Source organism: Microcoleus sp. Pol12B3, assembly GCF_036701355.1.
In the GTDB taxonomy this organism is placed as follows: domain Bacteria; phylum Cyanobacteriota; class Cyanobacteriia; order Cyanobacteriales; family Microcoleaceae; genus Microcoleus.
The window spans coordinates 50,747-63,036 of record NZ_JAUBQS010000026.1 but is presented as its reverse complement, the minus strand read 5'-3'; the positions used below and the strand labels follow the sequence as shown (position 1 = coordinate 63,036).

Genomic DNA, 12,290 nt, shown 5'->3' with positions numbered 1-12,290 from the left:
AGTTTTTGAGCATCCATAATTTGAGGCATAATTAGATAATCATTATTTTATCATATTGGATGATTTCCGAACCCCTTACCCTCTCAACCAGCAATCCGGTTTTAGCAGCCCAAGGATTAACTCGTCGTTTTGGTGGTTTAATTGCTGTAAACAACGTATCTTTTACAGTTGAAAAACACGAAATTTTTGGATTAATCGGCCCTAACGGCGCGGGCAAGACAACTCTATTTAATCTAATGACTGGACTGATACCTGCTTCTAGCGGCAACCTGATTTATCAAAATGAAAATATTTCCCAATTGAAGCCTTATCAAATTGCTAATAAAGGTATTGCCAGAACTTTTCAAAATATCCGTTTATTTGGGGAACTTTCTGCTGTGGAAAATGTGGCGATCGCGCGACACATCCACAGTCGATCGGGAAATCCAGTTTTATCGGTGCTGGCGGGGATTTTAGGCTTGCCAGCATCTAACGCAATGGAACGCAAAACCCACCGAAAAGCTTTAGAATTGTTGGATTTAGTCGGATTGGGCGGTCGCGCGGGCGAACAAGCCAAAAACTTGGCCTACGGCGACCAGAGGCGCTTAGAAATTGCCCGCGCTTTAGCCTTAGAACCGCAAATACTCTTGTTAGATGAACCGGCAGCAGGGATGAATCCCAGTGAAAAGCACAAATTAAGCGAATTTATCCGAGAAGTACGCCAACAATTCAATTTAACTGTAATATTGATCGAGCATCATGTACCGCTAGTTATGGGGTTGTGCGATCGAATTGCCGTCTTGCATTTCGGTCAGCTTATTGCTTTGGGGGAACCTGCTGTTGTCAGGAATGACCCGGCGGTAATTGAGGCTTATTTGGGAGATGAAACGTAGAAATTGTAAATGTTTCCCCGGCTCTGGCGGGGAACGAGTAAAATTAATAGTTAGCCTTAAATGAATCTTCCAGCCCTCTTAAGAGGAATTCAGCTAGGAGCCAGGTTGCAACCCCTGGAGGAATGGAAAAGAGACAGTTTGGTCATCAAAAATCAAGTCACCAAAAATGCAACATAGCCCACCCAAAACAACCCAAAACATCCTCTTAGAACTCAAAAATGTTTCTGTAAGTTATGGGGGAATTCAAGCCATACAAAATATTAATCTCACGATTAATGCAGGCGAGGTTGTCAGTCTCATCGGTGCTAACGGTGCGGGCAAAAGTACCACCCTGAGAGCGATTTCTAAAATAGTTAATTTGCGGCAAGGACAAATTCTTTATAGCGGGCGCGATATTAGCCGCCGCCAAGCTCACGAAGTTGTGAAGTTGGGAATCGCCCACAGTCCAGAAGGGCGGCGGGTTTTGGCGCAGCAAACGGTGTTGACTAACTTGGAATTGGGGGCCTATATTCGATCGGACTCGGCAGCAGTAAAAGCCGATTTAGAGCGCCAATTTGAGATATTTCCGCGCCTAGCAGAAAGGCGCCGCCAACTAGCAGGAACCCTCAGCGGCGGGGAACAGCAAATGTTGGCGATCGCTCGCGCTCTGATGAGTCGCCCGAAGCTGCTATTATTAGACGAGCCTAGTTTAGGGTTAGCACCTGCGATCGTCAAAGAAATTTTTGCCATTATTCAAAACCTCCGCTCCACAGGCGTTACAATCCTCTTAGTCGAACAAAACGCCAGTTTAGCACTGCAAATTGCCGATCGGGGTTACGTACTAGAAGCTGGTAATATTACCCTCACAGGTATTGGAGCGGATTTGCTAAACGACGAGCGAGTCAGGAGCGCATATTTAGGTTGACTTGGTTAATTTTTGGAATCTTGACCGCTTTCTTTGAAGCCGTCAAAGACGTTTTTGGCAAACAAAACCTCAAAAAAAGTGACGAATATGTCGTCGCTTGGTCTCTCTCATTTTTTTCAGTCATCTGTTTGCTTCCCTGGGTATTATATACAGGAATTCCGCCATTAAACTCTCAATTTTGGCTCGCCCTATTAATCGGAGGTAGCATCAACGCTGTCACAGCCCTCCTCTACATCAAAGCCATCAAAGTATCTGATTTATCCCTGACACTACCGCTGCTAGCTTTGACACCATTATTCATGTTGGTAACTTCACCGTTAATTGTCGGTGAATATCCCACACTTTTTGATTATATTGGCATTTTACTAATCGTAGCAGGCTCTTATTTATTAAATATCAAAGAGAAATCTAAAGGATATTTAGCTCCATTCAAAGCACTTCTGCATGAACCAGGGCCAAAATTGATGTTAATCGTCGCATTTCTATGGAGTATTGCCGCAAATTTTGACAAAATAGGAGTTACAAATTCCTACCCTATTTTTTGGGTATTCTCTTTGTTTAGTACAATGAGTGTCTTGCTACTACCAGTTTTATTGCACAAAACCCCAAATCCAGGGCGACAAATTCTCAAACAATTACCAATGCTAGCTGCTATGGGGTTTATCAATGCTACTGGAATAATTTTTCAAATGCAAGCTTTGACATTAACTTTCGTAGTGCGAGTGATCGCGATTAAGCGTACTAGCCTGTTAATGGGTGTATTGTTCGGTCATTTCATTTTTAAGGAAAAAGATATTCAAGAAAGATTATTAGGGGCGGGAATAATGATTTTGGGAGTTTTATTTGTCAGTTTATAGGTTGAGATTTCCGGGACTCAGACGCTCATTCTCCCCCTGAATCTAGGGGCGGTGCCCCCGTGCCCGCCCTCTCTCGGTTGGGGGGAATGTCCGGGTTGGGAAACACGTCCTCGCTTCTATTGATGTATAAGTCATGTTATACTCAAGGCGATCGCACTTTCTCTCACTATTTATTAACATAAAAAAAATTAATGCACAAAATAGCAGCCACACCCGGAGGTTGGAACCCTCAAGCAGAAGGAGTAATTTTTATTCAGCAAACCCCAGCACCAGTAGTATTTATTAGTGCTGCTGACACGGACATTCAAACTCTCGCAGCGGCGGCATCCAAAATGCCCGCAGCATTCCCCAAAGTGCGCGCAGTCAACCTGCTTCAATTGCAGCAACAACTAACAATTGATACTTATGCCGAGGAAGTTTTAGAACGCGCCGAGGTCATAATCTTAAGACTGTTAGGAGGGCGTTCTTATTGGTCTTACGGGTTAGAAATTCTGCGAGAAACTGTGGACAAAACTAACGCAGCACTGATTGTAATGCCGGGAGAAGACAGTCCAGATCCAGATTTAATCAGCCATTCAAATGTATCGCTATCAGCAGTCAATCAACTTTGGCGCTATTTCACAGAAGGCGGAGTTCAAAACTTTGTTAACGCACTCAAGTTTGCCGCCGATACTTGCCTGAAAACTGCTTATAATCCGCCCCTACCTCAAACAGTTTCCCGCGTCGGAATTTATGATTGGAAAAAGCCAATTGACTCGTCCCCAACTTGCGGACACGGGGACATTAATTCTAAACCTAAAGTAGGAATTTTATTTTATCGTGCTCATTATTTATCAGGAAACTTAGCACCAATTGATGCACTTTGTCAAGCTCTATCAGAGCGAAACTTACTACCAGTTCCCGTCTTTGTGTCTTCTCTGCGGGAACCGGATTTGCAAATAGAATTGCTGGAATATTTCCAGCCAAAAAAATCAGAACCCATTCAATTATTGCTCAACTCCACAAGTTTTGCAGTGTCAGGTTTTAGCAGTCAAAAACCGGAACAAAATAGTTTAAAATCCTTAGACGTTCCAGTATTGCAAGCAATCTTCAGCGGTGGCGGTTTGGAACAGTGGGAAACAGAACTTCAGGGACTTTCGCCCCGCGATGTGGCGATGAATGTAGCATTGCCGGAAGTAGACGGAAAAATCATTACTAGGGCTGTTTCTTTTAAAGCGGTACAGACTTGGAACAGCGAATTAGAAACAGATGTAGTAGGCTATGTAGCAGCGGGCGATCGCATTTCATTTGTAGCAGATTTAACCGCGAATTGGGTGAAAATGAAACAAACCCCAGCCGCTAACAGGCGCATCGCCATAATTCTAGCAAATTACCCCACTCGCAACGCCCGCTTAGCCAACGGCGTCGGCTTAGATACGCCCGCTAGCTGTGTCGAAATCCTCAAAGCTATGCAGCAAGCTGGCTATCAAATTGAAAACATCCCCGCTAGCGGCAACGAGTTAATTGAACTCCTGACTTCCGGCGTGACAAATGACCCGGAAGGACGCGAATTGCGGCCTGTTCATCAATCTTTAGATTTGGCAGAATATGAAGAATATTTTGCTAGTTTGCCGCAGCAAGTGCAAGATGGGATTTGTAAAAGATGGGGGCGTCCGGGAAGCTATGCACAAGATTTTATAAGTAACAATACGTCTTTTCCGATTCCGGGGATTCAGTTCGGTAATGTATTTGTAGGCATTCAACCATCGCGGGGATACGAACTTGACCCTAGTTTAAATTATCACGCCCCCGACTTAGAACCAACTCACAATTATCTAGCTTACTATTATTGGCTACGAGAAAAATTGGGAATTGACGCTATAATTCATGCGGGAAAACACGGCAATTTAGAATGGCTGCCCGGTAAAAGTATAGCATTGTCTAACAAATGTTATCCAGAAGTAGCATTAGGCGCGATGCCGAACTTTTATCCCTTCATTGTCAACGATCCCGGGGAAGGTTCCCAAGCAAAAAGACGATCGCAAGCCGTGATTATCGACCACCTGACACCGCCGATGACTCGCGCCGAACTCTACGGGCCTTTGCAGCAGTTAGAAACCTTAATCGACGAATATTGCGAAGCCCAAAGTTTAGATCCGTCCAGATTGCCCATGATTCGCGATCGCATTCTCGCCCTCACAAACAAAGAAAACTTGGATCGAGAGTTAGGAATACAACTAAATAAATCTGAATTTACAGAATTCATCACCCGCACAGACGGCTATCTTTGCGAACTCAAGGAATCCCAAATTCGCGACGGATTGCACATTTTCGGGCAGTGTCCCGAAGGTAGACAGTTGAGAGATTTGATAATTGCGATCGCCCGCCATCCCACCAACGGGCGATCGGGCTTAACCCGCGCCCTAGCAGAAGATTCAGGCTACGATTTCGACCCCTTAACCTGCGATCCAACGTCGATAATTCAGCACCGCACAGCAGGCGATTTAACAGCAGAACTCGAAGAAAAAGCCGCTGGATTAGTAGATAATTTAATCGAAAACATCCGCGTTAATCCGCGTTTATCTGCGGTTACAAATCCCCAAACAGGAGAAGCAACCCAACTAGAATTAGACTGGATAAATAACTATCTTTTACCTTCCCTTCTCCAAACAGACCAAGAAATTACCAACCTTTTGCGCGGACTAGATGGGCGGCACATACCAAGCGGTGCATCCGGCGCACCCACTCGTGGCAGACCCGATGTATTGCCCACAGGTCGCAATTTTTACTCAGTAGATATCCGCGCCATTCCCACAGAAACCGCCTGGAGAGTTGGCAGAGTTGCTGCTGAAACTTTAATCGAAAGATACACCCAAGAAAACGGGGAATATCCGAAAACTTTGGGTTTGTCAGTGTGGGGAACATCCACCATGCGGACGGGGGGAGACGACATCGCCGAAGCCTTGGCGCTGATAGGAGTTCAACCAGTTTGGGATGGCCCTTCGCGCCGGGTGGTAGATTTTGAAATCTTGCCAGTTTCTGTTTTGGGGCGGCCGCGCGTTGATGTTACTTTGCGAATTTCTGGCTTTTTCCGCGATGCTTTTTTTAATTTAATTGATTTGTTTGACAGTGCGGTAAAAGCTGTGGCAGATTTAGACGAATCTGCAGAAAATAATCCTTTAGCAGCACAAGTTCAAGCAGAGATTCAGTATTGGGAATCTACAGGTTTGAGTCAGGAAGAGGCGCAAGGGCGATCGCAATTTCGAGTGTTTGGCTCAAAACCGGGTGCTTACGGCGCAGGACTTCAAGGCATAATTGAAGCTCAAAACTGGACAGACGACAGCGATTTAGCAAAAGCTTACATTAATTGGAGCAGTTACGCCTATACCTCCTCTAGTTCCTCAAATTTGCCGGGAGATGTAGCAGGAGTTAAACAGAGTGAATGGGGGTGTTCTGCACCCGAAGCATTTGAAAAACGCCTCGGCCAAATGCAAATAGTTCTGCAAAACCAAGACAACCGCGAACACGACATCCTCGACTCCGACGATTATTATCAATTTCAAGGCGGAATGACGGCCGCAATCCGCAATTTGCAAGGCAAAAATCCTGCAACCTATTTCGGAGACAACTCGATTCCTGAGAATCCGAAAGTGCGGCAACTGCGGGAAGAAATTGCGCGGGTTTATCGCAGTAGGGCTGTGAATCCCAAATGGATAGAAGGTGCGATGCGACACGGTTACAAAGGTGCTTTTGAAATTGCAGCAACTGTTGATTTTTTGTTTGCTTACGATGCTACGGCAAATTGTGTAGAGGATTTTATGTATGAAGGAATCGCAGAGGCTTACATTTTTGATGAGAAAGTGCAGGCATTTATTCAAGAAAACAATCCTTGGGCACTGCGAGATATGGCGGAAAGATTGCTAGAAGCCCGCCAGCGGGGGTTGTGGCAGAGTGCGAAGCAGGATACATTGGATAAATTGAGGTCGATCGCCCTGCAAGTCGAAGCAGTCATCGAATCCCATACTGGTTTTTAGTGTGAACGGAGAAATGATAGAATATAGTTAATATGAGAGGAATCCATGTTGCGCGATCTCACCATCCAAAATTATCGCTGTTTTAGAGATTTTCATATCGACGATCTAGCTAGGGTTAATCTGATAGTCGGTCAGAATAATAGTGGTAAAACTACTTTTTTGGAAGCCATTTATTTATTAGTCCAACAACAGAGTATTCAAGCTTTGTTTGATGTACTAAATGGTCGTGGCGAAATGAGTAACATAAAAACTCAACTTGCATCGGGTCAAGCAGTAAACCGCAGCAAGTATCAATTTGAACATATTTTTTACGGACATCAACTAACCCCAGATCGAAGTATTTACATTCAATCCCAGAAAGAAGAACAACTCTCACTCAAAATCCAAGCAAACCCTACAAACCAACAAGAGGTAATTCCGGTAGCTGAAGAACTAGAAACAAGATTTTTAGCATGGGAATTAATTGCTTACTACAATCAAAATTCCCGAGTCAAAATTTCAGTGCTGCGCGATGCGACTATTGCTAATATTAGTAGTTTACTTTCGGTTCAATCAACAGAGATACATGATAACTCTTTGTCGCTGGTTGGAGCCAGCAAAGATAATTATAATTTAATCAAAACTACGGCAATAACTTTTAACAAAATGGCTGGGCTTTGGGATGCTATTACACTGACACCAAAAGAAGAAAGCGTAGTAGCAGCAATGCAAATCTTAGAACCAGATGTAGAACGTATTAGTTTTACCAGTAATCCCACTAATAACAGTGGTATTTTGATTAAAATGAGAGGACAGAATCACCCAATTCCTCTAGGCAGTATGGGAGATGGTATGCAACGAATTCTTAGTATAGCAATGGTAGCAGTCTCATCAGAAAATGGGTTTTTGTTGGTTGATGAAATTGATACAGGTCTTTACTATCAAACCCAAACTGATATGTGGCGATTGATATTTGAAACAGCACAGCGATTGAACCTTCAAGTCTTTGCAACTACCCACAGTTGGGATTGTATAGCCGCATTTCAAGAAGCCTTAGAACAGTCAGAAGATAGTTCTGTTGGGAAATTATTTCGCTTGAGCCGGCGCGGCGAGGATATTCGTGCAGTTGAATACACTCCCGATGAATTGTCCGTTGCAGTGCGCCAAAGTATCGAGGTGCGCTGATGCCAACAGCACGAAAACCTCCTCAACCAAAACCTCAACAGTTATTGGTAGAAGGTAAGAATGATCGGCACGTAATCTGGGCTTTGTGCCAGCAATATCAACTGCCACAAACATTTTCCGTCGAAGTACCGCAAGAAGACGGTACAGAAGGAATTGAAGCGCTGCTAAATGGCTTGCCAGAAAGATTGAAAGCAGAGAATTTACGCACGTTGGGAATTGTGGTTGATGCCGATCGCAATTTAAGTGCGCGGTGGCAATCTCTTAAAGATAAACTGAGTTCGAGCGGCTATCGAGATATCCCCCAATCTCCCCCTCCCGAAGGCTGGGTTTGCACACCTTCAGATCCATACTTGCCTCGCGTCGGAGTTTGGTTGATGCCAGACAATCAACTTCCTGGAATGTTAGAAGATTTTGTCGCCTATCTCATCCCCCCTGGCGACACGCTGCGTCCGAAAGCCGAAGCAATTTTACAAGAGCTCGAACAAGCCCGACTTAACCGCTACACTTTAATTCATCATCCCAAAGCGCTAATCCACACTTGGCTGGCATGGCAAAAAACGCCTGCAATGCCGATGGGACAAGCAATAACAGCGCAGGTGCTTAGCTGCGATTGCCCCATCGCCTTAATTTTTATTGAATGGTTAAAACATCTGTTTGAGCTAATTGCTCCATCCCCCGGATAATTAGTAATATCTAGTAATATTTCGCGATCGCTGAAAGCTTTATGATTCGCCGCTACATTGCTAGCATCAGCACCAGCATCTTAAAACGTACCTGCGCCGCAACTGCCTTGCTAGCCTTTACTTTGGGATGTTCGTCTACCAAGCCGCCCAACACCGCAGCGCCATCGAGTTCGATCGAATCGGCAGTCCTAGCCCAGTCCCCAACGTCTCTGTTAGCCCGAAACCCCAACAAATCCAAAAAATCCGTCAGCGCTGCTTCATGCCCCCAAAACGATGGCTTCACGGAGGCAGTTAACTTTGCCACCCAAGCTTCTAATTTGGCTCAATCAGCCAATTCAAAACAAGACTGGGACGAAGTAGCCGCCCTGTGGGTGCAGGCCGTCGCTTGGATGCAAGCGGTTCCCCCAGGCAGTCCCAGACGGGCGTTTGCGGAGAAAAAAGTAATCGAGTACATGAGAAATCTGGTGTATTCCCAGCAGCAAGCGGGCACAACCAGATCCCAAGCCAGTACAGTCAGCTTCAGCAGCGATTTGCTAAACGAACAACTAGAACTTTACCTCTCCTACGTTGCTGCGGTCGGCCCGCCAGATGTTTTGATTGTCGGCAGTTCCCGGGCATTGCAGGGCGTCGATCCCAAACAGCTAAAACAATCTTTGGCCCAAAGGGGCCGTCCGGGCTTAAAAGTATTTAACTTTTCAGTCAACGGCGCAACTGCACAAGTAGTTGACTTTCAACTGCGGCGACTTTTGAAGCCGGGTCATTTGCCTCAAATGATTGTCTGGGCGGATGGTGTGCGCGGATTTAACAGCGGCCGGGACGATCGCACTTTTAATTCGATCGTCGATTCTGAAGGCAGCCAACTTTTAGCAGCAGGCATTCGCCCCGAACTGCCGTCGGATGAACCCAACGAGATTCCGCTGTGTTATAGATTCCCGCAGCCCTGCGCTAACAACACTTTCCGCAAAGCATTGGCATCTGTCGATCGACCTTTCAGGGGCGGGCAAGATGCCCACCCCACACTCAAATTCCTGTCCAGTGGAACGGGCATCTTGCCCGTTGCTGACACCCACCCCACAATCAAATTCCTGTCTAGTGGAACCGGCATCTTGCCCGTTGCTGAGAATGCTGCAAAATATGAGTTAAAACCGATCGCAGCGAATGCAGCAACTCAAAAAGCACAATTGATTCCAGTCTCGCGACGCACAACAGTAGCCATCAGACAACTCAACCAATTGGCAGATTCGATCGACTCTAACGGATTTATGGCTATATCGGGCACTTACAACCCCAACACTTATTATCGAGAACGCGCTTACGTTTCAGGCCAGTACGATCGCGACTACGAAAACTTCAACCTCGGAGGCAAACAAGCAACAGCCTTTAATTCAGTTGTAGCATTTACCAAAGCTCGCAAAATTCCCCTAATTTTCGTTAATTTACCCCTCACCAACGACTACTTAGACGGAACTCGCCTGTGGGCAGAACAGCAGTTCCGGCAGCGAATGCAGCAACTCTCGCGGCAAAAAGGCTTCGCTTTCCGCGACTTGTCGCAGCGCTGGCCGGGCCGTAACGACTATTTTTTTGACCCCAGCCACCTCAACCGCTTTGGGGCGATCGCAGTTTCTCGCCTACTCGCGGCCGATTCCAGCATTATCTGGCCGCGGCCCAAATCCAGCCGCAGTGACGGGTGAAGGAAGTTCGGCAACGAGCACTGTACAAGATGTAACGGATGTAACGGATGGCAGGAAGAAGGAAGATGTGGAAATGCAGTCATAATAATATTTCTTATTCCCGGCTTTCTTTTTACCAGGCCAATCTTGGTAACGCATATCCACATGCTCTGCCTCGCAATGCTCAAAAATAGTTTAAAATCTAACCTGATGTCCAAAACCAATTTGTGCGATCGAACATTTTAAGATATTTCACTCAGCTTAAAATCTAACAATCAAAAATCCAAAATCGATAGATTGTGAGGTCACTCTAAAATCTAACAATCGAAAATCCAAAATCTAAAATCTAAAATCGATAGGTTGTGCAACTAAAACAAGTAATTATCGCCCACAAAGCCAGAGATACCCTCAGCCAGCGGTGGGCAGAACAGTGTGCCCGCCAATTAGAAAGTCGCGGGTGTCAGGTTTTAATGGGGCCCAGCGGCCCGAAAGATAACCCGTATCCGGTTTTTTTAGCTTCTAGTAACAGCCCAATTGATTTAGCGGTAGTGCTGGGGGGCGATGGTACGGCCCTAGCTGCCGCGCGGAATTTGGCGGCTGACGGCATCCCGATTTTGGCAGCGAATGTGGGGGGACATCTGGGCTTTTTAACCGAGTCTTTTGAGGATTTCCAAAATACTGAGGAGATTTGGGACAGACTTTCGGAAGATAGGTATGCTGTGCAAAAGCGGATGATGTTGCAGGCAACAGTTTTTGAGGGAAACAGAAGCAATCTCGAACCCCAAAGCGATCGATTTTTGGCACTAAATGAAATGTGTGTCAAACCTGCTTCAGCCGATCGAATGCCGAGCTGTATTCTAGAAATGGAAGTTGACGGCGAAGTAGTCGATCAGTATCAAGGCGACGGTTTAATTGTGGCAACTCCCACCGGTTCGACTTGCTACACCGCATCTGCCAACGGGCCGATTATGCACTCGGGAATGGAGGCGATCGCCGTTACTCCGATTTGCCCTTTGAGTTTATCCAGCCGGGCGATCGTACTCCCGCCCGGTTCAGTCGTCAGCATTTGGCCTTTAGCAGATTACGAACTCAGTACCAAACTCTGGACAGACGGCATTTTAGGTACTGCAATTTGGCCAGGACAGCGCGTAGACGTGCGGAGGGCAGACTGCGAAGCCCAGTTTATTATTTTGCGGGAAAACTATTCTTATTTCAACACTTTGAGGGAAAAACTTCACTGGGCAGGAGCCAGAATTCGGTACAGCAACAATCACCGCAATTAATCCGAATCATCCACCAGGAAACTGCATTAACCCCTGGGACACGTAAGGGTGAAAAAACCTGTTATATCAAATCCGTTAGCATCGGAATAGTAAATTCGAGTTCACTGTTCACTGTCAACCGTCAACCGTCAACCGTCAACCCATAATCTCTGTACTTTGTTAAGATCGCTCAATATCTTGACAAACAGCCTGATCTATGCAGATTTTCAAAAAATCAACCCGACCTTTCAACCCTCAAGATACATATCCCTGTCCCGTGTGCCGCACCGGTCAAATTTCCACTCTAGCGCTGATGGACGCCCTAGCTTGCAACTTCTGCCAGCACATTTATACCGCAAGCGTTGAAAGACAATCGCTCCAAATGGCCGATCGCCAACCGCCCGTAACTTGGCACTGGAACGGCAAACAGTGGATAGGAGCACACCTCGAAGGCGTAGAATTCGGATGGCCCTACTTTGCAGCGGCTTTTGGTCTAATTTTCCTTCCCACTACCTTGCTGGGACTTTCAGCTTACTATTTTCCCCCGGTTCCCGGCAGCCGGTTGTCCTGGCTGCCTGTAGCTTGGACAGGCTTAGCTTTTTTGTCGCATTTAGGCATTGTGCTGTGGTTGGTAGGTGAATTTTATCAATTCCCGGTGGTCACTTACTTCAGAGCTTGGGGGCGCAGGATAAGCCGGCGCTAGCTTAAATGCTCTCAAAAACCCGATTGCTCCAGGACGTTGCACCGACATCGATTCAGGTAAAATTAGAGGCGATCGCAAAATTCAATTCCCAATCAGCACTTAAGCAGCTATAATCGTTAGCTATTCTAAATAGTCAGATACAAACGCATTGCGATTTGTGAG

9 protein-coding genes are annotated in these 12,290 nt (G+C 46.0%); all 9 read left to right on the top strand.

What is annotated here, in order from left to right; genetic code table 11:
- The first annotated feature begins 59 nt into the window (after positions 1 to 59).
- The 9 genes from QUA53_RS15125 (at position 60) to QUA53_RS15085 (ending at position 12,128) form a co-directional block, all read left to right on the top strand.
- Positions 60 to 872 carry an ABC transporter ATP-binding protein gene (locus QUA53_RS15125; RefSeq protein ID WP_333098143.1) on the top strand — a complete coding sequence of 271 codons (813 nt, stop codon included), beginning with the start codon at positions 60 to 62 and terminating at the stop codon, positions 870 to 872.
- Positions 873 to 1,038: 166 nt separating this feature from the next.
- Positions 1,039 to 1,776, top strand: a complete 738-nt coding sequence (locus tag QUA53_RS15120; protein ID WP_333078240.1) for an ABC transporter ATP-binding protein — start codon at positions 1,039 to 1,041, stop codon at positions 1,774 to 1,776.
- Positions 1,773 to 2,633 (top strand): EamA family transporter, encoded by an 861-nt coding sequence (locus QUA53_RS15115; protein ID WP_333098146.1) that lies wholly within the window; start codon positions 1,773 to 1,775, stop codon positions 2,631 to 2,633. The genes QUA53_RS15120 and QUA53_RS15115 overlap by 4 nt, the downstream gene beginning before the upstream one ends.
- Positions 2,634 to 2,824: 191 nt before the next feature.
- A complete protein-coding gene (cobN, locus tag QUA53_RS15110; protein WP_333098148.1) occupies positions 2,825 to 6,646 on the top strand; it encodes a cobaltochelatase subunit CobN in 3,822 nt (1,273 codons plus the stop codon).
- A gap of 45 nt (positions 6,647 to 6,691) precedes the next feature.
- The gene (locus QUA53_RS15105) at positions 6,692 to 7,810 is read left to right on the top strand and encodes an ATP-binding protein (protein ID WP_333098149.1); all 1,119 of its coding nucleotides are present in this window, start codon (positions 6,692 to 6,694) and stop codon (positions 7,808 to 7,810) included.
- A complete protein-coding gene (locus tag QUA53_RS15100) occupies positions 7,810 to 8,493 on the top strand; it encodes a DUF3226 domain-containing protein (protein WP_333098151.1) in 684 nt (227 codons plus the stop codon). The genes QUA53_RS15105 and QUA53_RS15100 overlap by 1 nt, the downstream gene beginning before the upstream one ends.
- Positions 8,494 to 8,534: 41 nt before the next feature.
- Entirely contained in the window at positions 8,535 to 10,184 is a 1,650-nt protein-coding gene (locus QUA53_RS15095; RefSeq protein WP_333098153.1) for a hypothetical protein, read from the top strand.
- Positions 10,185 to 10,525: 341 nt separating this feature from the next.
- A complete protein-coding gene (locus tag QUA53_RS15090) occupies positions 10,526 to 11,446 on the top strand; it encodes an NAD(+) kinase (RefSeq protein WP_333098154.1) in 921 nt (306 codons plus the stop codon).
- Between the two features lie 196 nt (positions 11,447 to 11,642).
- A complete protein-coding gene (locus tag QUA53_RS15085) occupies positions 11,643 to 12,128 on the top strand; it encodes a hypothetical protein (protein WP_333098156.1) in 486 nt (161 codons plus the stop codon).
- Positions 12,129 to 12,290 lie beyond the last annotated feature (162 nt).

Excerpts from the sequence above, each read along its gene's own strand:
- QUA53_RS15105 (WP_333098149.1), top strand. The coding sequence starts at position 6,692 with ATGTTGCGCGATCTCACCATCCAAAATTATCGCTGTTTTAGAGATTTT.
- QUA53_RS15100 (WP_333098151.1), top strand. The coding sequence starts at position 7,810 with ATGCCAACAGCACGAAAACCTCCTCAACCAAAACCTCAACAGTTATTG.
- QUA53_RS15085 (WP_333098156.1), top strand. The coding sequence starts at position 11,643 with ATGCAGATTTTCAAAAAATCAACCCGACCTTTCAACCCTCAAGATACA.
- QUA53_RS15120 (WP_333078240.1), top strand. The coding sequence starts at position 1,039 with ATGCAACATAGCCCACCCAAAACAACCCAAAACATCCTCTTAGAACTC.
- QUA53_RS15125 (WP_333098143.1), top strand. The coding sequence starts at position 60 with ATGATTTCCGAACCCCTTACCCTCTCAACCAGCAATCCGGTTTTAGCA.
- QUA53_RS15095 (WP_333098153.1), top strand. The coding sequence starts at position 8,535 with ATGATTCGCCGCTACATTGCTAGCATCAGCACCAGCATCTTAAAACGT.
- cobN (WP_333098148.1), top strand. The coding sequence starts at position 2,825 with ATGCACAAAATAGCAGCCACACCCGGAGGTTGGAACCCTCAAGCAGAA.